General features: G+C 73.7%; 12 protein-coding genes. 10 read left to right on the plus strand and 2 right to left on the minus strand.

Annotated elements, in window-relative coordinates; translation table 11 throughout:
* Window positions 1-6 precede the first annotated feature (6 nt).
* Window positions 7-1026: a TIGR03842 family LLM class F420-dependent oxidoreductase gene (locus ACZ5FU_RS07440; RefSeq protein ID WP_469045061.1), complete on the plus strand. Its 1020-nt coding sequence runs from the start codon at window positions 7-9 to the stop codon at window positions 1024-1026.
* A 148-nt stretch (window positions 1027-1174) separates the two neighbouring features.
* Window positions 1175-2701: an NCS1 family nucleobase:cation symporter-1 gene (locus ACZ5FU_RS07445; RefSeq protein WP_468644256.1), complete on the plus strand. Its 1527-nt coding sequence runs from the start codon at window positions 1175-1177 to the stop codon at window positions 2699-2701.
* A 137-nt stretch (window positions 2702-2838) separates the two neighbouring features.
* Here the strand turns inward: ACZ5FU_RS07445 and ACZ5FU_RS07450 are convergent, their stop codons facing one another.
* On the minus strand, window positions 2839-3504 hold the full coding sequence (locus tag ACZ5FU_RS07450; protein WP_469045062.1) for a hypothetical protein: 666 nt from the start codon (window positions 3502-3504) through the stop codon (window positions 2839-2841).
* Window positions 3505-3896: 392 nt separating this feature from the next.
* On the opposite strand from ACZ5FU_RS07450, the gene ACZ5FU_RS07455 reads away from it, so the two are divergent.
* The 7 genes from ACZ5FU_RS07455 (at window position 3897) to lpdA (ending at window position 19507) form a co-directional block, all read left to right on the plus strand.
* Entirely contained in the window at window positions 3897-5684 is a 1788-nt protein-coding gene (locus tag ACZ5FU_RS07455) for a gamma-glutamyltransferase family protein (RefSeq protein WP_451527346.1), read from the plus strand.
* 202 nt (window positions 5685-5886) lie between these two features.
* Window positions 5887-6735, plus strand: a complete 849-nt coding sequence (locus ACZ5FU_RS07460) for an inositol monophosphatase family protein (protein ID WP_451527239.1) — start codon at window positions 5887-5889, stop codon at window positions 6733-6735.
* Window positions 6736-6968: 233 nt separating this feature from the next.
* Entirely contained in the window at window positions 6969-8381 is a 1413-nt protein-coding gene (locus tag ACZ5FU_RS07465) for a phytoene desaturase family protein (RefSeq protein ID WP_469045104.1), read from the plus strand.
* A gap of 76 nt (window positions 8382-8457) precedes the next feature.
* On the plus strand, window positions 8458-8967 hold the full coding sequence (locus ACZ5FU_RS07470; protein WP_451527241.1) for an O-acetyl-ADP-ribose deacetylase: 510 nt from the start codon (window positions 8458-8460) through the stop codon (window positions 8965-8967).
* A 614-nt stretch (window positions 8968-9581) separates the two neighbouring features.
* Window positions 9582-13868, plus strand: a complete 4287-nt coding sequence (locus ACZ5FU_RS07475; RefSeq protein WP_469045063.1) for a molybdopterin-dependent oxidoreductase — start codon at window positions 9582-9584, stop codon at window positions 13866-13868.
* A gap of 168 nt (window positions 13869-14036) precedes the next feature.
* Window positions 14037-17945 (plus strand): glycoside hydrolase family 2 TIM barrel-domain containing protein, encoded by a 3909-nt coding sequence (locus ACZ5FU_RS07480; protein ID WP_469045064.1) that lies wholly within the window; start codon window positions 14037-14039, stop codon window positions 17943-17945.
* 149 nt (window positions 17946-18094) lie between these two features.
* On the plus strand, window positions 18095-19507 hold the full coding sequence (gene lpdA / locus ACZ5FU_RS07485; RefSeq protein ID WP_468644262.1) for a dihydrolipoyl dehydrogenase: 1413 nt from the start codon (window positions 18095-18097) through the stop codon (window positions 19505-19507).
* Between the two features lie 271 nt (window positions 19508-19778).
* Here the strand turns inward: lpdA and ACZ5FU_RS07490 are convergent, their stop codons facing one another.
* Window positions 19779-20135, minus strand: a complete 357-nt coding sequence (locus ACZ5FU_RS07490; protein ID WP_468834451.1) for an ArsR/SmtB family transcription factor — start codon at window positions 20133-20135, stop codon at window positions 19779-19781.
* A gap of 56 nt (window positions 20136-20191) precedes the next feature.
* Here ACZ5FU_RS07490 and ACZ5FU_RS07495 point away from each other — a divergent pair, with 56 nt between their 5' ends.
* Complete coding sequence (locus ACZ5FU_RS07495) at window positions 20192-22147, plus strand: heavy metal translocating P-type ATPase (protein WP_468834449.1); 1956 nt, start codon at window positions 20192-20194, stop codon at window positions 22145-22147.
* The last annotated feature ends 18 nt before the right edge of the window (window positions 22148-22165 follow it).

The raw sequence follows: 22165 nt of genomic DNA on the forward strand, positions 1-22165 counted from the left end.
GGTGCCATGGACTTCGGACTCGTCCTGCAGACCGACCCGCCCGCCTCGAAGGTCATCAGCCTGATGCAGCGGGCCGAGCGCAACGGCTTCACCTACGGATGGACCTTCGACTCGGCCGTGCTCTGGCAGGAGCCGTTCGTCATCTACAGCCAGATCCTGGCCAACACCAGCCGTCTGACGGTCGGCCCGATGGTCACCAACCCGGGCACCCGCACCTGGGAGGTGACCGCCTCCACCTTCGCCACCCTCAACGACATGTTCGGCAACCGCACGGTGTGCGGCATCGGCCGCGGCGACTCCGCGATGCGCGTCGCGGGCCGCAGGCCCAACACCCTCGCCCGCATCAGCGAGGCCATGAAGGTCATCCGCGCCCTCGGCCGCGGCGACGAGGCCGACCTCGGCGGCACGGTGATCAGGTTCCCGTGGATCGGGCCGGGCGCCGAACTCCCCGTCTGGATGGCCGCGTACGGTCCCAAGGCGCTGAAGATGACCGGCGAGGAGGCCGACGGCTTCATCCTCCAGCTCGCCGACCTGTACCTCACCGAGTACATGGTCAAGGCGGTGAAGGACGCCGCCGTCGCCGTCGGCCGTGATCCCGCCGAGGTGAGGATCTGCGTCGCCGCCCCGGCGTACGTCACCGACGACGACTCGCCCGAGGCGCTCGCCCACGCCCGCGAGCAGTGCCGCTGGTTCGGCGGGATGGTCGGCAACCACGTGGCCGACCTGGTCTCCAAGTACGGCGAGCACTCCGCCGCCGTGCCCGACGAACTCACCGACTACATCAAGGCCCGTGAGGGCTACGACTACTCCCACCACGGCCGCGCCGACAACCCCGACACCCGGTTCGTGCCCGACGAGATCGTCGACCGCTTCTGCCTCGTCGGACCGGTGGAGAAGCACATCGAGAAGCTGAACGCGCTGCGGGAGCTGGGCGTCGACCAGTTCGCCGTCTACGACATGCACGACGCGCAGGAGGCCACCATCGACGCCTACGGCTCCCGGGTGATCCCCGCCGTCAACGGCTGAACGCCGGACCGGTCGCCGGCCCGCCGACCCCCCTCAGGAACTCCCCCTCCCCGCCGTCCGGGGGAGGGGGCCGGGGCGCCTTCCCGCGCAGCCCTCCGGTACCGCCCGCACGGCCTCTCCCGTCCCACCTCGTCCGATTGGCCTGCCCATGACCGACACCGCTCCCACGGCCATACCGCCGACCTCCCAAACCACCCTCGCCGACGGCCGGGTGGAGATCGCCCCCGGCTCGCCGCCGCCCAGCGGCCCCTACGCCAACGAGGACCTGCTGCCGGTCCCCGTCGAGAAGCGCACCTGGACCACGTACAACTTCTCCGCGCTGTGGATCGGCATGGCCCACAACACGGCCTCGTGGACCCTCGCCTCCGGTCTGATCGCCGTCGGCATGGACTGGAAACAGGCGGTGCTCACCATCGCCCTCGCCAACCTGATCGTGCTGGTGCCGATGCTGCTCACCGGGCACGCGGGACCGAAGTACGGCATCCCCTTCCCGGTCTTCGCCCGCGCCTCCTTCGGTGTTCGAGGCGCCAACCTCCCCGCCGTCGTACGGGCGTTGGTGGCGTGCGGCTGGTTCGGCATCCAGACCTGGATCGGCGGCGAGGCGATCTTCTTCCTGGCCGGGAAACTGATCGGCAACGGCTGGAGCGAGGCCGGGGCGTTCGGCGGCCACCCCTGGACGATGTGGCTGTCGTTCGCGATCTTCTGGGCGCTCCAGGTCGTGATCATCCTCCGCGGCATGGAGACCATCCGCCGCTTCGAGAACTGGGCTGCGCCCTTCGTCCTCGTCGGCGCGCTCGTGATGCTGGTCTGGATGAGCGACAAGGCCGGCGGGTTCGGCCCGCTGCTCGACCAGCCCTCCCGGCTGGGCTGGGGCGGCGACTTCTGGAAGCTGTTCTGGCCGTCCCTCATGGGCATGATCGGCTTCTGGTCGACGCTGTCGCTGAACATCCCCGACTTCACGCGCTACGGGAAGTCGCAGAGGGCGCAGACCTGGGGGCAGGCCCTCGGCCTGCCCACGACCATGACCCTCTTCGCCCTGCTGTCGGTGATGGTCACCTCCGGTTCGCAGGCCGTGTACGGCGAGACGATCTGGGACCCGGTACAGCTCGCCGCCAAGACGGACAACGCCGTGGGCCTGCTGTTCGCGCTGGTGACGGTGCTGGTGGCGACGCTGTCCGTGAACATCGCGGCCAACCTGGTCTCGCCGGCCTTCGACTTCTCCAACGTCGCGCCCCGGAAGGTGAGTTTCCGCACCGGCGCGCTCGCCACCTGCGTGCTCGGTGTGCTGATCTTCCCGTGGAAGCTGTACTCCGACCCGCAGGGCTACATCTTCACCTGGCTCGGCCTGGTCGGCGGCCTGCTCGGCACGGTCGCCGGCATCCTCATCGCCGACTACTGGATCCTGCGCCGCGGCAAGCTCGACCTGACCGACCTCTACCGCGCCGGAGGCCGGTACTGGTACGACGCCGGCTGGAACTGGCGGGCCGTGGCGGCCTTCGTGGTGGGCGGTGTCCTCGCCGTCGGCGGCGCGAACTTCGATCCGCTGGTCGACGGGCGGCCCGTCCCGGCGCTGGAGCCGCTGGCCGACTACGGCTGGGCCGTGGGCCTGGGCACCTCGATGGCGCTCTACGTGGTGCTGATGTCGGCGAGGGGACGGGGGAGGACCACCGTGTGACGCCTGACGCGACGTGAGGCGGCGTGACGCGCCACGTGCGAGACGTGGCGCGGAGGCGTGGCGTGTGACGTGTCACGCACGACGGGCGGGGCGGCCGGCGGGTCACGGGACCCTCCGGCGCCCCGTTCGGGCCGGGCTCAGTTCACCGCGGCGGCCTTCAGCGAGGCGACCGCTTCCTTCGCCGCCTTGATCGCGCCCTTGTTGATCTCGTCCGTGCTCGGAGCCTTCTTCGACTCGAAGTCGCTGCCGTTGTAGGTGACGACGACGAGCGCGTTCGCCACCCGCGCGACGACGGTGCCCTCACGGGTCTGCTGCTTGTCCTCCGTGGTCAGGTTCACCACCGAGTAGCCCTCGTCCCCGAGTCCCGGAACGGCCCCGCCGCCGTTCTTCTCCGTGGTGCGGTCCTCGTACGACCTCGCGGCGGACTCGTCGGACTCCAGCAGCTCGAAGGAGACGTCGAGCCACCGGTAGTCGTAGCCCTTGAGCGCGTTCCAGGAGCAGGTGCGGCGCAGGGAGGTGTCCGTCGACGGGATCTCCTTGCCCGCCGTCCTGGCGGCCGGCACCAGCGAGCTCACCGTCTTCGCGGACACGCTCGTGCAGGGCGCGGGAGCGGCGCCGTAGGTCTTGGTGACCGTGGTCGAGGACGGCGCGGACGACTCGGAGCGGGGCTTCTGCGTGTCCTTGGCCGCGGTGGCCTTCCCGGAGTCGGACGGACCGGACGACAGCGCCCAGCCCGCGCAGGCGAGCACGACCACCGGGGTCAGCCGCGCGGCGAGGGCGAGCGGCAGAGGGAGAGAACGCACGGCGCACTTTCGTGGGGGACGGTGCGGACGGGGTCCACGACGCGGACGGGGACGTCAGTTTCACACGACTCCCTGTGACGCGGAAGGGCGAACTCGCTCCGTGGTGGCGCGGTGACAGCGGAACGTGGGATTCCCGCCACGACGGGCGGACGGGCGGGCGGGGGCGGGGGGAGAGGGAGGAGGGGGCGGGCAGGAGGGGGAACCGGCCACGCGTACACGCCGCCCGTCACGCCCGCGGGGGGCCGGGGGTACCATCCGGGCGCCGGTCCACCGGCGGTCGCGTGGCGAAGAGCCGGCGGACATGGCGAAGAGCCGGCGGACGTGACGAAGAGCCGACGAAGAGGTGAGAAGTGCCGTTCACCACCCGTCCCACCCTCCAGGGCACCTTCGGCATGGTGTCCTCCACCCACTGGCTGGCCTCCCAGTCGGCGATGGCCGTCCTGGAGGACGGCGGCAACGCCTACGACGCCGCCGTGGCCGGTGCCTTCGTGCTGCACGTCGTCGAACCCCACCTCAACGGCCCCGCCGGAGAGGTGCCGATCCTCCTGGCCCCCGCGGGCGGCGAGGTGCGGGTGCTGTGCGGGCAGGGCGTTGCCCCGGCCGGCGCGACCGTCGCCCACTACCGCGGCCTCGGGCTCGACCTCGTCCCCGGCACGGGCCCCCTCGCGGCAGCCGTGCCCGGCGCCTTCGACGCCTGGATGCTCCTGCTGCGCGACCACGGCACCAAGTCCCTCGACGACGTCCTGAAACACGCCGTCGGATACGCCGAGCACGGGCACGCGCCCGTGGAGAACGTCGGCGCGACCGTCGAGACCGTGCGCGAACTGTTCGCGACCGAGTGGACGTCCTCCGCGGAGGTCTACCTGCCCGGCGGCCGGGCGCCCCGCCCCGGCCGGCTGCTGCGCAACCCCGCGCTCGCCGCCACCTGGAAGCGCCTGCTCGCCGAGACGGCCGGCGCCGGGGACCGGGAGGCCCGCATCGACGCCGCGCGGGAGGTCTGGCGCAGCGGATTCATCGCCGAGGCCCTCGTGCGGCAGGCCGGGCGCCCCACCCTGGACACCAGCGGCGAGCGCCGCACCGGCACGCTCACGGCCGCCGACCTCGCCGGCTGGTCCGCGTCCTACGAGGCGCCGGCGACGTACGACTGGAACGGCTGGACCGTCTGCAAGGCGGGCCCCTGGAGCCAGGGCCCCGCCTTCCTCCAGCAGCTCGCCCTCCTCCCGCCGGAGCTGCCCGCCCCCGGCTCCGCCGACTACGTCCACCTCCTCGTGGAGGGCTGCAAGCTCGCCATGGCCGACCGCGAGGCCTGGTACGGCGACGCGGCCGAGGTCCCGCTGGACGAGCTGCTCTCGGCGCCGTACAACGCCGGCCGGCGCGCGCTGATCGGCGACAGGGCCTCGTACGAGCTGCGGCCGGGCGGACCCGGCGGACGTGAGCCCCGGCTGAGCGCCCACGCGCGCGTGGTGACCACGGGGGAGCCCGGGGCCGGCCCCCTGGGCGCCGGCGAGCCGACCGTCGCGAAGCCTTCGACCTCCCCGGTGCCGGGGGAGCCCGAGACCGCCGCGGACGGGGCCGTCCGCGGCGACACCTGCCACCTCGACGTCGTCGACCGCTGGGGCAACATGGTCGCCGCCACTCCCAGCGGCGGCTGGCTCCAGTCCAACCCGGTCGTGCCCGAACTGGGCTTCCCGCTCGGCACCCGGCTGCAGATGGCCTGGCTGGAGGAGGGCCTGCCGAACTCCCTCACCCCCGGCCGCCGTCCCCGCACCACCCTCACGCCCTCGGTCGCCCTGCGCGACGGCGTCCCGGTCCTGGCCTTCGGCACCCCGGGCGGCGACCAGCAGGACCAGTGGCAGCTGCACTTCTTCCTGGCCGTGGCCCTGCGCGCGCGGGTGCGCGGCGGCCTGGACCTCCAGGGTGCGATCGACGCCCCGAACTGGCACACCGACGCCTTCCCCGGCTCCTTCTACCCCCGCGGCATGCGGCCGGGCAGCCTGACGGTGGAGTCCCGCATGCCGCGGTCCGTCGTCGAGGACCTCCGCGCACGCGGCCACGACGTGACCGTCGGCGATCCGTGGTCCGAGGGCCGGCTGTGCGCCGTCGCCCGGGACCCGGAGACGGGAATCCTGTCGGCGGCGGCGAACCCGCGGGGGATGCAGGGGTACGCGGTGGGGCGCTGACGCGGGGGGACGCCGACGCGGTGGCGATGGCGGTGGCGGTGGCGATGGCCGGGACCAGGGCCGGGCCGGCCTCCCGCGTCGCGTCGCCCGCCTCCCCTCCTCCTCTCTCCCGCCTCGCGTCCGCCCTTCGTCTTCATCCCGATTCCACCGGGTGTGCACCGGAGCGGCGGGGATTGTCAGTGGGGCGTGTTCTCATGGAGGCATGATCGAGTACACGGAAACCATCGACGAGTTTCTCGCCCGCCACGCCGGTGACGTGGAGGCCGCGGTCCGCAAGGCCGCCGCCACGGAGATCCTGCCGCGCTTCCGGCGGCTCGCCGCGCACGAGGTGGACCAGAAGACCGGGCCGCACGACCTGGTCACGGACGCCGACCGCAACGCCGAGCTGTATCTCACCGAGGCCCTCGGCGCCCTGCTGCCCGGCTCGGTCGTCGTCGGCGAGGAGGCGGTGCACGCCAACCCGGCGGTCTACGAGGCGATACGGGGCGACGCCCCGGTGTGGATCGTCGACCCGGTCGACGGCACCCGGCAGTTCGTGCACGGCGACGACGGCTTCTGCACCCTGGTCGCCCTCGCCCGGCACGGCGTCGTGCACGCCTCCTGGACGTACGCCGCCGCCCGTGACCAGCTGGCCACCGCCGTGCGCGGCGGCGGTGCCTTCCTGGACGGCGAGCGGCTGTTCGCCGGTCCGCCCGCACCCGGCCGCGACCTCACGGTGGCGACCTCGCACCCCGACTACACCACCGACGACCAGAAGCGCGCCCTGCTCGGTCTGTGGACGGACGGCGTCGCCCCGCGCGCCTGCGGCTCGGCGGGCCTGGAGTACCTCGCCGTGGCCCGCGGCGAGCTGGACGCCACGGCCTTCTCCTGGGAGGCGGCCTGGGACCACGCGGCCGGACTGCTGCTGGTCGAGGAGGCGGGCGGTGCCCATCTGACCCTCGGCGGTGAGCCGTTCAGGATCACGGGCGGCAACTCCCTGCCGTTCACGGCCGCCCGGGACGCGGCCACGGCCCGCCGGGTGACCGGCCTGCTGGCCGGAACCCGCCCCTGACCTCCCGGCGCACCCGTCCCCGCCCCCTCCGGGCGTCCTCGTCCCCGGCCTTCCGCCCCGGTCTTCGGCCCGGGCCGTGCCGGCGTCCGCCCCGGCGGCGGCTCACGCCCACACCCGCGTCCGTGCCGGCGGCGGTCCACGACCGCGTTCCACCGTGCCGCCGACGCCGTGGTGTCCCCGGCATATCCTGATGCCGGAGGCCGCAGGCTGACGAAGGGGTCCAAGTGTCGTCGATGCTCGATGTCGTGGTGGTGGGAGCGGGGCCGAACGGCCTGACGGCCGCCGTGGAGCTGGCCCGCCGCGGCTTCTCCGTCGCCCTCTTCGAGGCGAAGGACACGGTGGGCGGCGGCGCCCGCACCGAGGAACTCACCCTCCCCGGCTTCCGCCACGACCCGTGCTCCGCCGCACACCCCCTCGGTATCAACTCGCCCGCCTTCCGCGCCCTGCCCCTGGAGCGGTACGGCCTCGAATGGCTCCACTCCGAGCTGGCCATGGCGCACCCCTTCCCCGACGGCAGCGCGGCCGTGCTGTCCCGCTCGGTCGCCGAGACGGCCGCCTCCTTCGGCCCCCGTGACGCGGGCGCGTACCGCAGGCTGGTGGAGCCGTTCCTGCCCAAGTGGGACGTCCTGGTGCGGGACTTCATGTCGCTGCCACTGACGGCACTGCCCCGCGACCCCGTCACCCTCGCCCGTTTCGGCCTGGCCGGCCTGGCCCCGTCCACCTGGCTGACGCGCCGCTTCCGCGACGAGAAGGCCAGGACCCTCTTCGCCGGGCTCGTCGCCCACGTCATGGCCCCCCTCGGCGGCTTCGCCACCGGCGCGGTCGGTCTGGCCTTCGCGCTCGCCGCGCACGCCCGGGGCTGGCCGGTGGCCCGCGGCGGTTCCCAGGCCGTCTCGGACGCCCTGGCCGCCTACCTGGAGGACCTCGGCGGCGTCATCCACACCGACTACGAGGTCAAGCGCCTCGACGACCTGCCGCCGGCCCGCGCCTACGTCTTCGACACCTCGCCCACCGCCCTGGCCCGCATCGCCGGCCTCGGCCGCTTCTACGAGCGCTACCGGTACGGCGCCGGCGTCTACAAGATCGACTACGCGCTCGACGGCCCGGTCCCCTGGACCGCCGAGGAGGCCCGCCGCGCCACCACGGTCCAGATCGGCGCGGACAGCGCGGAGATCGGCGCCGCCCTGCAGGCCGCCTCCCGGGGGGACCGCCCCTCGCGGAAGCCCTTCCTGATCACGGTGCAGCCCGGTGTCGTGGACCCCGGCCGGGCCCCGGCCGGCAAGCAGGTCTTCTGGGCCTACGCCCATGTGCCCAACGGCTGGTCCGGTGACCTCACCGACACGATGGAACGCCAACTGGAGCGCTTCGCGCCGGGATTCCGCGACCGCGTGCTGGCCCGCGCGATCGCCGGCCCCGCCGAACTCGCCGCCCGCAACGCCAACTACGTCGGCGGTGACATCGGCACCGGCGCGGCGTCCGGCCTCCAGCTCCTGCTGCGCCCCAGACTCTCCCTGTTCCCGTACACCACCCCGCACCCGGCCGTCTTCATCTGCTCCTCGGCGACCCCGCCGGGCCCCGGCGTCCACGGCATGTCGGGCCACAACGCGGCCAAGGCGGTCTGGCGCAGGCTGCGGCAACAGCCGTAGCACCGCCGTCGCCGCGCCGCCCCCGCGTACCGCCGTCACCGCAGACCCCGCCTTCGCGGAGAGAGGCAGATCCGCCATGACCGCCGTCACCTTCGTCCGGGGCGACATCACCACGCAGTCCGTGGACGCCGTCGTGAACGCCGCCAACTCCTCGCTGCTGGGCGGCGGCGGGGTCGACGGCGCCGTCCACCGCCGCGGCGGTCCCGCGATCCTGGAGGAGTGCCGCAAGCTGCGCGCCGGACACCTGGGCAAGGGCCTGCCCACCGGCCGGGCCGTCGCCACCACCGCCGGCCGGCTTCCCGCCCGCTGGGTGATCCACACGGTCGGCCCCCGCCACAGCGCCGAGGAGGACCGCTCGGAGCTGCTGGCCTCCTGCTACCGCGAGTCCCTGCGCGTCGCCGACGAGCTCGGCGCCCGCACCGTCGCCTTCCCGGCCGTCTCCGCCGGCATCTACGGCTGGCCCCTGGACGACGCCGCGCGGATCGCGGTGGAGACCGTACGGGCGACGCCGACGGCGGTGGAGGAGGTCAGGTTCGTCCTCTTCGACGAACAGGCGTACGCGGCGTTCGCCGCGCGACTGGGCTGACGGGCACGACCGTGAGACCGGGCTCGCGACCGGGCTGACGCGCCGCCGTCCGCGCGGACCGCGCCCGGTCCCGTCCGTACCGTCCGTACCGTCCGTACCGTCCGTACCGTCCGTCCCGTCCGGGCGTTCCCGCGCGGACGGCGGCGCCCGAGCCGGCCACCACCCCACAGGGCCCCTGGCGACCACCCCACAGGACCCCCGGTGGCCTGGACGGAACCGGACTGCCCGGTGGCCCGGACCGGACCGGACCGCCCGGTGACACCCCGGTACGGACGGGACCGCCGCGTCCCCGACCGGTGTCGGCCGGGTCCGGGCACGGCCCGGACCCCCGTGTCCTCGGCCGGTGTCGGCCGCGCTCCGGCACGGACCGGATCGCCGCGGCGGCCACTGCCCCGGTGGCGGGCCCGAGGCCGGCCGCCCGCCGTGCGCGAGACCCGCTCACATCCGGCCGCCCTGCGCTGTGCGCCGGGATTAACCCCCGGCGGCCGGTCCGGGAGACACCTGTGTAATGCGCGGTTCGTACCGTCACGGAAGGCTCGCGGTGGCTCTCACCAGGCCGAACGCCAGAAAGAGCGGCTCTCACCAGGCCGATCGCCACAAAGAAGGGGGAGCCCGTGGCCGTGCCGGACCCGCGGACCGACAGCACGACCAAGGTGCCCACGGTCTGCTCGTACTGCGGCGTCGGCTGCGGCCTGGTCCTCGACGTGGGCCGCGGGCCGGACGGACGCCGTACGGTCCTGAAGACGTCCGGCGACAAGGAGCACCCGGCGAACCTCGGCCGGCTGTGCACCAAGGGCGCCACCACCGCCGACCTGCTCGCGGCGCCGGGCCGGCTCACCACCGCCCTGGTCCGCCGGGACCGGGGCGAGGAACTCGAGCCGACGCCCGTCGACGCGGCCGTCGCCGAGACGGCCCGCCGGCTGCGCGCGGTCGTCGACGAGCACGGCTCCGACGCGGTCGCCCTGTACGTCTCCGGCCAGATGAGCCTCGAGGCGCAGTACCTCGCGAACAAGCTGGTCAAGGGGTATCTGCGCAGCAACCGGATCGAGTCCAACTCGCGGCTGTGCATGGCCAGCGCGGGAACCGGTTACCAGCTGTCCCTCGGGGCGGACGGCCCCCCGGGCTCCTACGAGGACCTCGACCGGGCGGACGTCTTCCTCGTCATCGGCTCCAACACGGCCGACTGCCACCCGATCCTCTTCCTGCGGATGATGGACCGGGTCAAGGCGGGCGCGAAACTGATCGTCGTCGACCCGCGTCGCACCGCCACCGCCGCCAAGGCCGACCTGTTCCTCCAGATCCGGCCGGGCACCGACCTCGCCCTGCTCAACGGCCTGCTGCACCTCCTGCACGAGAACGGGCACACCGACCCCGCCTTCATCGCCGCGCACACCGAGGGCTGGGAGGCGATGCCGGAGTTCCTCGCCGGCCACCCGCCCGCCGCCGTCTCCGGCATCACCGGCATCCCCGAGGCAGACCTGCGCGAGGCGGCCCGGCTGATCGGCGAGGCGGGGGAGTGGACCAGCTGCTGGACGATGGGCCTCAACCAGTCCACGCACGGCACCTGGAACACCAACGCCCTGGTCAACCTCCACCTCGCCACCGGCAGGATCTGCCGTCCCGGCAGCGGCCCGTTCTCCCTCACCGGCCAGCCCAACGCCATGGGCGGCCGGGAGATGGGGTACATGGGCCCCGGCCTGCCCGGACAGCGGTCCGTGCTCGTCGACGCCGACCGGGCCTTCACCGAGGACGTGTGGGGGCTGGAACCCGGCACGATCCGCGCCGACGGCGTCGGCAAGGGCACCGTCGAGATGTTCCGGAAGATGGCCGCGGGCGACATCAAGGCCTGCTGGATCATCTGCACCAACCCCGTCGCCTCCGTCGCCAACCGCCGCACGGTCATCGAGGGACTGGAGGCCGCCGAGTTCGTCGTCGCGCAGGACGTCTTCTCCGAGACGGAGACCAACGCCTACGCCGACGTCGTCCTGCCCGGCGCACTGTGGACCGAGTCCGAGGGCGTCCTCGTCAACAGCGAACGCAACCTCACCCTCGCCCGCTCCGCCGCCGACCCGCCCGGCGAGGCCACCGCCGACTGGCGGCTGATCGCGGCCGTGGCCCGCGCGATGGGCTACGAGAGCGGCTTCTCCTACGACAGCGCGGAGCAGGTCTTCGAGGAGATCAAGCGCTTCCACAACCCGCGGACCGGCTACGACCTGCGCGGAGTGACCTACGCGCGGCTGCGCGCCACCCCCGTGCAGTGGCCGGCCGCCACCGCCGACGGCCCCCACCGCAACCCCGTCCGGTACGTCGGCGAGGACGGTTCGCTCACCTTCCCCACCCCCAGCGGCCGCGCCGTCTTCCACGCCCGCCCGCACGTCCCGCCCGCCGAGATGCCGGACGACGACTACCCGTTCGTCCTCAACACCGGCCGCCTCCAGCACCAGTGGCACACCCTGACCAAGACGGCGAAGGTGGCCAGGCTCAACAAGCTCGATCCGGGCCCGTTCGTCGAGGTGCACCCCGAGGACGCGGCCGGGCTCGGGGTGGCCGACGGCGACTCGGTGGAGGTCGCCTCGCGCCGCGGCCGGGCCGTACTGCCCGCCGTCGTCACCGACCGGGTGCTGCCCGGCTCCTGCTTCGCGCCCTTCCACTGGAACGACCTGTTCGGCGAGTACCTCAGCGTCAACGCCGTGACCGGCGACGCCGTCGACCCGCTCTCCTTCCAGCCGGAGCTGAAGGTGTGCGCGGTCTCGCTGAGCCGGGTGTCGACGCCGGTGAGCGTGCGGGCGCCCGACGGCCTCCCGGCACGGCCGTCGGCCACCGGGACGACCACGGCCCCCGCCACCGCGGCCCTTGACCCCGCAGCCCCCGCCACCACGTTCCCCGCGGTGGCGGCCCTCACCGCGCCCGCCCTCTCCCCGTCCGGCCCCGCGGCCGCCGCGTTCGGTCTGGAGCCCGTCCCGCCACCGGTCCTGACCGAGCCGGAGCGGCGGTACCTGGTCGGCTTCCTCGCGGGGATCCCGGCCGGCGCCCCCGGCGTGCCGGTGCTGCCGCCGGACGCGCCCTTCAGCCCGGACCACGCCCTCTGGGTCAACGGCACGCTGGCCGGGATGTACTCCCGCACCGGCGCGGGCCCCGGCGTCCACCCGGTCACCGGCACCGCGCCGCAGCGGCCCGCGGGGCGCCGGGTGGTGGTCCTGTGGGCCTCGCAGACCGGCAACGCCGAGGAGGCGGCCGCGGCCACCGCCGACCGGCTCGCCGCCGGCGGCCACACCCCCGCCCTCGTCGCCATGGACGAGGCCGACCCCGCCGCGCTGCCCTCCGACGCCGACCTCCTGCTGATCACCAGCACCTTCGGCGACGGCGACGCCCCCGACAACGGCGCCGGCTTCTGGGACGGCCTGGCCGGCCTGGACGCGGGGCGCCTGACCGGCCGCCGCTACGCCGTCCTCGCCCTCGGCGACTCCTCCTACGACGACTTCTGCGGACACGGACGCCGGCTCGACCACCGCATGGACGAGCTGGGCGCCGTACGGCTGGCACCCCGCACCGACTGCGAACCGGACTACGAGCCGCAGGCCGACGCCTGGCTGGACCAGGTGCTCGTCGCCCTGGAGGAGGGGGGACCCGTGGGAGCGGCGGAACCCGGGGAGCCGGCACGGCACGCACCGGCGGCCGGGCTCCTCACCCAGGCCCCACCGGCCTCACCACCAGCCACGACGGCCCCGTCGGCCGTGCTCTCCCCGCCCGTCACCGTCACCGCCGCGCGCCGCTCCGGGCGTCCCGCGCCCGTGACCGCCCGGCTGGTCGGCAACCGGCTGCTGAGCCTGCCGGGTTCCGGCAAGGAGGTGCGCCGTTTCACCTTCGACACCCGGGACGGCGGGACCCCCCTCGGCTACGAGGCCGGTGACGCCCTCGGCGTGCGCCCCCTCAACTCGCCCGCCCTGGTCGCGGAATGGCTGGCGGTCACCGGTCTCGACGGGCACGCGCGGGTACGGCTGAACGGTGTGGGCGAGGTCGCCCTCGACGAGGCCCTGCTGCGCCACCTCGACATCACCCGGATCACCCCCGCCCTGCTGCGGTTCACCGCCGACCGCGTCCGCGACCCCCGTGAGCTGCGCAAGCTGCTGCGCCCGGACAACAAGGGCGAGCTGGCGAAGTGGAGCTGGGGGAGGCAGGCCGTCGACGTGGCCGCCGAGTCCGGGGCGCGGGCCGGGGCGCAGGACTGGGCCGAGGTGCTGGGCCGGCTCCAGCCGCGCCTGTACTCCATCTCGTCGAGTCCGCTCACCGACCCCCACCTCGTCTCGCTCACCGTCTCCGTCGTGCGGTACGAGAACCTGGCCGGCCGGCCCCGCCAGGGTGTCTGCTCGCCCTTCCTGGCGGACGCCGCGCCGGGCACCGGGGTGCCGGTGCACGTGCAGCGCTCGCCGCACTTCCGGCCGCCCGCCGATCCGGCGACCCCGATGGTGATGGTGGGGCCCGGCACCGGCGTGGCGCCGTTCGTGGGCTTCCTCCAGGAACGCCGCGCGCGCGGCCACCGGGCCCCCAACTGGCTGTTCTTCGGCGAGCAGCGCCGGGCCACCGACTTCTACTACGAGGAGGAACTGGCCGCCCTGCTCGCCGAGGGCGCCCTGGAGCGCCTGGACACCGCGTTCTCGCGCGACCAGCGCGCCAAGGTCTACGTGCAGGACCGGATGCGCGAGCACGGCTCCCAGCTGTGGTCCTGGCTGCGGGACGGCGCCCACTTCTACGTCTGCGGGGACGCCTCCCGCATGGCCGGGGACGTCGAGAAGGCCCTGCGCGACATCGCCGTCGTCCACGGCGGTCTGGACGAGTCCGAGGCGGCGGCGTACGTCAAGCAGCTGGCGGCCGACAAACGGTACGTCCGCGACGTCTACTGACGGACGGTCACCCACGGTGATCTCCGTCAAGTCGTATTGCGTCGAGTTGAGTTGATATTAGGTCAATATCGGCGCGTCTCTGTTCGGTTTGTCAACACCACTGGACAAGATCTGACGCACCCTCCGTCCCGTGCAGCCGCACGGTTCGCCTTGAGGAAGGTCATGGTCATGTCGCACCCGCACGTGTCGTCCATGGACCGGTCGGACCGCCCCCGGCGGGCGGTCGTCAGCCGTCGTCGTCTCCTCGAGGGATCGGCCGCCGTACTCGGCGCGCTCGCCCTCTCCGCCCCCGCCGGCCGCCGCGCCACCGCCGCGGAGGCGGCTCCGGGGACGCCCCCGGAGTGGAACGGCCGGCTCGACGTCTTCCGGCTCGGTACCGAACCGCCCCACACCACCCTCATGCCGTACGCGGACCTCGCCCAGGCCCTCGCCGCCGACCGCACCCGCTCCCCCTACCGGCTCGACCTCGACGGGACCTGGAGGTTCGCGTACGCCGAGCGCCCCGACGACCGTGACCCCGACTTCCACCGCACCGACCTCGACGACAGCGCCTGGGACACCGTCCCCGTGCCGTCGGTCTGGCAGCTGCACGGGTACGACCGCCCGATCTACCTCAACATCACCTACCCGTACTGGGGGCCCAACGGCCACGGCGAGGACCCGCAGCCGCCCGCCGCGCCCACCCGCTACAACCCCGTCGGCCAGTACCGGCGCACCTTCACCGTCCCGGCGGCCTGGGCCGGACGGCGGACGTTCCTGCACTTCGAGGGCGTCAAGTCCGCCCACTACGTGTGGATCAACGGCCGTCTCGTCGGCTACCACGAGGACTCCCGCACCCCCGCCGAGTACGACGTCACCGACCACCTCGAGCCCGGCACCAACCAGATCGCCGTCGAGGTGTACCGCTACTCCGACGGCGACTGGCTGGAGGACCAGGACATGATCCGGCTGAGCGGCATCTTCCGCTCGGTCCACCTGTTCTCCACCCCGGCCGTCCACCTGCGCGACTTCAAGCTGGACACCCCGCTCGGCGCCGACCACACCACCGCGGAGCTGGCGGTGACGGCGAGCGTGCGCGACTACGCGGGCGGATCCGGCGGACGGTACACCGTCGAGACCCTCCTGTACGACGCCGACGGGCACCCCGTGTGGTCCCGCCCCCTGCGGCAGACCGTCGACCTCGACTCCGGCGGCGAGGCGACCACCGTACGGGCCGCCAGGGCCGTCCCCTCACCCCGCCTCTGGTCCGCCGAGGACCCCTACCTCCACACCGCCGTCCTGCGCCTGCGCGACCCCGCCGGAAAGGTCGTCGAGACCCTCTCCCACCGGGTCGGACTGCGCGAGTTCGTCCTCCGGGACGGACTGATGCGCATCAACGGCCGGCCCGTCTCCTTCCGCGGCGTCAACCGGCACGAGATGCACCCCGCCCGCGGCACCGCCCTCACCCGCGCCGACATGATCGAGGACATCAAGATCATCAAGCGGCTGAACATCAACTCCGTCCGCACCTCGCACTACCCGAACGACCCGCGGTGGTACGAGCTGGCCGACGCGTACGGCCTCTACCTCGTCGACGAGACCAACCTCGAGACCCACGGCATCCGCGACCGGTACCCCGGCGACCACCCCGAGTGGACGGCCGCCTGCGTGGCCCGCGCCCAGAACATGGTCCACCGCGACAAGAACCACGCCTCGGTCGTCCTCTGGTCCCTCGGCAACGAGGCCGGCGGCGGCAGCACCTTCACCGCCATGCACGACTGGATCCGCTCCTACGACCCCACCCGCGTCATCCAGTACGAGGGCGACGACCGGCCCGGCGTCAGCGACATCCGCTCCGAGATGTACGACACCCCCCAACGCGTCGAGCAGCGCGCGAAGGACACCGCCGACACCCGGCCCTACGTCATGATCGAGTATAGCCACTCGATGGGGAACTCCACCGGCAACCTCACGAAGTACTGGGACCTCGTCCGCCGCCACGACGTCCTCCAGGGCGGCTGGATCTGGGACTTCGCCGACCAGTCCCTCACCTGGCCCACACCGGCGCGCACGCTGTTCACCGAGACCGGCCCGGCCCGGCTCCGCGGTGAACTCATGGCGGCCGGCGGCACCTTCGACCGCGCCCGGGGCGTCGTCGGCGCCACCGTCTTCGCCCGCGACCCCGGGCTCGACCTCACCGGCTCCCTCACCCTGGAGGCCTGGGTCACCCCCCGCTTCACCGGATACCACCAGCCGATCATCGCCAAGGGCGACACCCAGTACGCCCTGAAGCAGAGCGACCGGACCCTGGAGTTCTTCATCCACGGCGGCGGCCGGTGGGTCGCCGCGAACTGGACCGTCCCCGACGACTGGACCGGCCGCGAACACCACGTCGCGGGCGTCTTCGACGCGGACGCCGGCACCCTCACCCTGTACGTCGACGGCGTGGTGCGGGCCACCCGCACCACCACCCGCCGTCCGGACGTCAACACCGCGCCCCTCGCCCTCGGCAACGACACCGACAATCCCACCCGCGAGTTCAGCGGCGCCGTCCGCCGCGCCCGCGTCCACGCCCGCGCGCTGACCGCGGCCGAACTCGCCGACGACGGCCGCGGTCCCGGCGACGACGGCGTGCGGTTCTGGTTCGACGCGGCGACCGTCGACGTCGAGGAGGAGCAGCCGCGCGAGAAGACCTTCCTCGCCTACGGCGGCGACTGGGGCGACCTGCCCAACGACGGCGCCTTCGTCGCCGACGGCATCGTCACCGCCGACCGCGGCCACACCGGCAAGGCCGCCCAGGTCAAGCGCGTCTACCAGGCCGTCCGGGCCGCCCCCACGCCCGGCGGCGCCCCCGGCGCGGTCACCCTGACCAACGAGCACCTCTTCACCGACCTCCGCGCGTTCGAAGGGAACTGGTCGCTCGTCACCGACGGGAAGGTCGTCCGCGGAGGCCGGCTGACGCGCGACCAGCTCGACGTCCCGCCGCTGACCAGCAAGGACGTCACCGTCCCCCTGAGACTGCCCACCGCCCCGGCGCCCGGCAGCGAGCACTTCCTCGAACTGTCCTTCACCCTGCGGGAGTCCACCCCCTGGGCCGAAGCGGGCTTCGAGGTGGCGCGGCAGCAGATCCCCCTCGACGCGGGCAGCCCGGCCGTCACCCCCGTCCCCCTCCGGGACGTGCCCGCCCTCACCCACGAGGACGGCGACACGACGGTCACCGTCACCGGCCGGGACTTCTGCGTCACCGTCGACAAGCGCACCGGCGTCATCACCTCCTACGAGGCGGACGGCGTCCCCCTCCTCGTCTCGGGACCGGCGCCCAACTTCTGGCGGGCACCCACCGACAACGACCACGGCAACGGCCAGCACACCCGCAACCGGACCTGGCGCGACGCGGGCACCCTCCGCACGGTCACCGGGGTGCGGGTGCGGGCCCTGCGCGACCGGGCCGTGCGGATCGAGGTCACCGGCACCCTGCCGACCACGACCCCGTCGGCGTACACCACCTTCTACACCGTGTTCGGGAACGCCGAGATCAAGGTCGACCACACCCTGCGCCCGGGCGCCGCGGACCTGCCGTACATCCCGGAGGTCGGGAGCATCCTGTTCCTGCCGGCCCGCCTGGAGCACGTGCACCACTACGGCCGCGGCCCCGAGGAGAACCACTGGGACCGCAACGACGGCACCGACGTGGGCCTGTACTCCGGGACGGTGAGCGGCCAGTGGACGCCGTACATCCGCCCGCAGGAGAACGGCAACCGGACCGACGTGCGCTGGATCGCCCTCACCGACCGCGACGGCGCCGGCCTGCTCGCCACCGGCGAACCCCTGCTGGAGGCCAACGCCTCCCGCTTCACGCCCGAGGACCTGTCGGTCGGCGCCCGCCACGACTACCAGCTCACCCCGCGTCCCGAGGTCGTCCTGCGGCTGAGCCACCGGCAGATGGGCGTCGGCGGTGACAACAGCTGGGGCGCGCACACCCACGACGAGTACAAGCTGTTCGCCGACCGCGACTACGCCTACACCTACCGGCTGCGCCCGCTGAGCCACCCCGCGCGCGCCACGGCACTGTCCCGCCGGCCGACGGCGACGGAGTAGGCGCGGAGCCCGCGCCCACCGCCCGGGGCCCGCCGGCGGACCCCGGGCGATCTCGGACACACCGCGACGATCTCTGTGGCGGTGGGCGCGGGGGAGCGGAACAATCCACCACGGAAGGGATGACGCCGAGCAAGGAAGAGGAACGTCCCATGGTGGAACAGGACGAGCACTTCGATGTCGTCGTACTCGGCGCCGGGCCCGGCGGCTACGTCGCCGCGGTGCGCGCCGCCCAGCTGGGCAGACGCGTCGCCGTCGTGGAGGAGAAGTACTGGGGCGGCGTCTGTCTGAACGTGGGCTGCATCCCCACCAAGGCCCTCCTGCGCAACGCCGAACTCGCGCACATCTTCACCCGTGAGGCGAAGACGTTCGGGATCAAGGTCGACGGGGAGGTCTCCTTCGACTACGGCGAGGCCTACCGCCGCAGCCGCAAGGTCGCCGACGGCCGCGTCAAGGGCGTCCACTACCTCATGAAGAAGAACAAGATCACCGAGTACGACGGCCGCGGCACCTTCCTCGACCCGCACACGCTCCAGGTGGCCGGTTACGACGGCGAGACCCGCACCATCGGGTTCACGCACTGCGTCATCGCCACCGGCGCCACCCCGAAGCTGCTGCCCGGCACCAAGCGCAGCGCCCGGGTGGTGACGTACGAGGAGCAGATCCTCGCGGAGGACCTGCCGGGGTCGATCGTCGTCGCGGGAGCCGGCGCCATCGGCATCGAGTTCGCCTACGTCCTGCACCACTACGGCGTGAAGGTCACGATCGTCGAGTTCCTGGACCGGATGGCACCGCTGGAGGACGCCGAGGTCTCCGCCGAACTGGCGAAGCAGTACCGCCGGCTGGGCATCGACGTGCTCACCTCGACGCGCGTCGACGCGATCGACGAGTCCGGCCCGCGGGTCCGGGTCACCGTCACCGGCAAGGACGGCGCCGAGCAGGTCCTGGAGGCCGACAAGGTCCTCCAGGCCATCGGCTTCGCCCCGAACGTGACCGGCTACGGCCTGGAGAACACCGGCGTGCGGGTCACCGAGCGCGGCGCCGTCGACGTGGACGGCCGCTGCCGCACCTCGGTCCCGCACATCTACGCCATCGGCGACGTCACCGCCAAGCTGATGCTCGCGCACGCCGCCGAGGCGATGGGCGTCGTCGCCGCCGAGACCATCGCCGGCGCGGAGACCATGGAACTCGACTACGCGATGATCCCCCGCGCCACCTTCTGCCAGCCCCAGATCGCCAGCTTCGGCCACACCGAGGCCCAGGCCCGCGACCTCGGGTACGACGTCAAGGTCGCCAAGTTCCCCTTCACCGCCAACGGCAAGTCGCACGGACTGGGCGACAGCACCGGTTTCGTGAAACTGATCAGCGACGCCCGGTACGGCGAACTGCTCGGCGGCCACCTCATCGGACCCGACGTCACCGAACTGCTGCCCGAGCTGACCCTGGCCCAGCAGTGGGACCTCACCGTCCACGAGGTCGCCCGCAACGTCCACGCCCACCCCACCCTGAGCGAGGCCGTCAAGGAGGCCGTGCACGGCCTGGCCGGACACATGATCAACATGTGACGGGAGCGGCGGGTCCGTTCACCCGGACGGCCCCGCCGCGCTCGCCCCCGCCGCGGACCCACGGTGTCCCGGCGACCGGCGGACCGAGCAGCCGGCCCGCCCCGGCGGACCGCTCCGGCGGGCCAGGGAGGACACCGTGGCGGGCGGGGCGGTGGCACCCCCTCGGGGGACGTGGACCGCGAAGGGCCTCCGCGAGGGCGCCTCCCGGGCACCGCGGAGGGCGAGACCGGCACCGCCCGGTCCGGGACCCGGCGGCGGGAGGGGCCCCGGGTCACTCGGAGGTGTCGCTGATGCCCAGGCGCAGGTGCTCCACGTGGTAGACGGCCTGGTCGAGGAGTTCGGCGACGTGGTGGTCGTGCAGCGCGTAGACCACCGAACGGCCGCGCCGCTCGCCCATCACGAGACCGAGGTTGCGCAGCAACCGCAGCTGGTGCGAGCACGCGGACTGCTCCATGCCCACCGCGGCGGCCAACTCCGTCGCGGGGAGCGGGCCTTCGCGCAGGCGGGCGAGGATCAGCAGCCGGGAGGGGGTGGAGAGGGCCTGGAGGGTGGTGGCCACCTTCGCCACGTTGTCCGCGTCCAGGCGCACGCGCTCGGTGGCTGTGGTGGTGACGGCTCCATGACCCATGCGGACATCCTACCCACGCGTCATGAACGAATGAACGAGTCTTCATGTGTTCCTGTATGGTGAGGCGGGTGTCCACGTCGTCGAACACCTTCGCCCCTCCCGCCGCCACCACGGGCCCGGCGGCACCCCGCCGCCGCACCCGCCTCCTCGCCCTCGCGGAGGTCCGCTGGGCCCTCACGGCCACGGTCGCCTTCCTGGCCGGCCTGGGGGCCGACGCCGGCGGCGCACCGTCGTGGCTGTACGGAACCCTGTACGCGGTCGCCTACGCGGCCGGCGGCTGGGAACCGGCACGCGAAGGCCTGCGGGCCCTGCGCGAGAGGACCCTCGACGTCGACCTGCTGATGATCGTCGCCGCGCTCGGCGCGGCCGCGATCGGACAGGTCCTCGACGGAGCCCTGCTGATCGTCATCTTCGCCACCTCCGGCGCCCTGGAGGCACTGGCCACCGCCCGCACCGCCGACTCCGTGCGCGGCCTCCTCGACCTGGCCCCGGACACCGCCACCCGCCTCACCGACGACGGGGAGGAGACCGTCCCGGCCGCCGCACTGCGCGTCGGCGACCTGCTGCTGGTCCGCCCCGGCGAACGGATCGGCGGCGACGGCCGCGTCGTCGACGGGGTCAGCGAGGCCGACCAGGCGACCGTCACCGGCGAACCGCTGCCGGTGGTCAAGCGTCCCGGCGACGACGTCTTCGCCGGCACCCTCAACGGCACCGGCGTCCTGCGCGTCCGCGTCGAACGCGACCCCGCCGACTCCGTCGTCGCCCGCATCGTCACCCTCGTCGAGGAGGCCTCCCGCACCAAGGCGCCGACCCAGCTGTTCATCGAGAAGATCGAGCAGCGCTACGCCGTCGCCGTCGTGGCCGCCACCCTCGCCGTCTTCGCGCTGCCGCTCGCCTTCGGCGCGGACCTCAGGGACGCCCTGCTGCGCGCGATGACCTTCATGATCGTCGCGTCGCCGTGCGCGGTGGTCCTCGCCACCATGCCGCCGCTGCTGTCCGCCATCGCCACCGCCGGCCGGCACGGCGTCCTGGTCAAGTCCGCCGTCGCCATGGAACGCCTCGGCGAGATCGACACCGCCGCCCTCGACAAGACGGGCACCCTCACCGAAGGCGCGCCCGAGGTCACCGACGTCCGCCCGCTGCCGGGCTCCGGCCTCGACGCCGACGCCCTCCTCGCCCTGGCCGCGGCCGCCGAGCACGCCGGCGAACACCCGCTGGCACGGGCGGTCGTGGGAGCGGCACGCGCCCGCGGGCTGCGGATCGCCCCGGCGCGGGACTTCACGGCGACCCCGGGACGAGGGGTCGCCGCGACGGTGGACGGCCGCGCGGTGGAGGTGGGCCGGGCACCGGACGCCGACGGCGCGCACGAGCCCGCCCGCTCCGCCCGGGGTTCCCGCCCCCCGGCCGGCACCACCGTCCTCGTCACCCGCGACGCCGTCCCCGTGGGCACCCTCACCCTCACCGACCGGCTGCGCCCCGCCGCCCCGGCCGCCACCGCCGCCCTCGCCGCCCTCACCGGCACCACCCCGGTCCTGCTCACCGGCGACAACGCGGCCGCCGCCGCCCGGGTCGCCGGGGCCACCGGCATCACGGACGTCCGGGCGGGCCTCCTGCCCGAGGGCAAGGTCGACGCCGTCCGCGGCCTCCAGCGCGCCGGCCGCAAGGTCCTGTTCGTCGGGGACGGGGTCAACGACGCGCCCGCGCTCGCCGCCGCCCACTCCGGTCTCGCGATGGGCCGGGCGGGCTCCGACCTCGCGCTGGAGACGGCCGACGCCGTCGTCGTCCGCGACGACCTCACGGCCGTACCGGCGGTCGTACGGCTCTCGCGGACCGCGCGCCGGCTGGTGCTGCAGAACCTGGTGATCGCCGGCACGTTCATCACCGGCCTCGTCCTGTGGGACCTCGTCGGCCACCTGCCGCTGCCGCTCGGCGTGGCCGGGCACGAGGGATCGACCGTGCTGGTCGGGCTCAACGGGCTGCGGCTGCTGCGGGAGCGCGCCTGGCGGGGGTGAGCGGCGAAGGCGCAGCAC

The sequence above is a fragment of the Streptomyces sp. NPDC031554 genome (assembly GCF_055580685.1).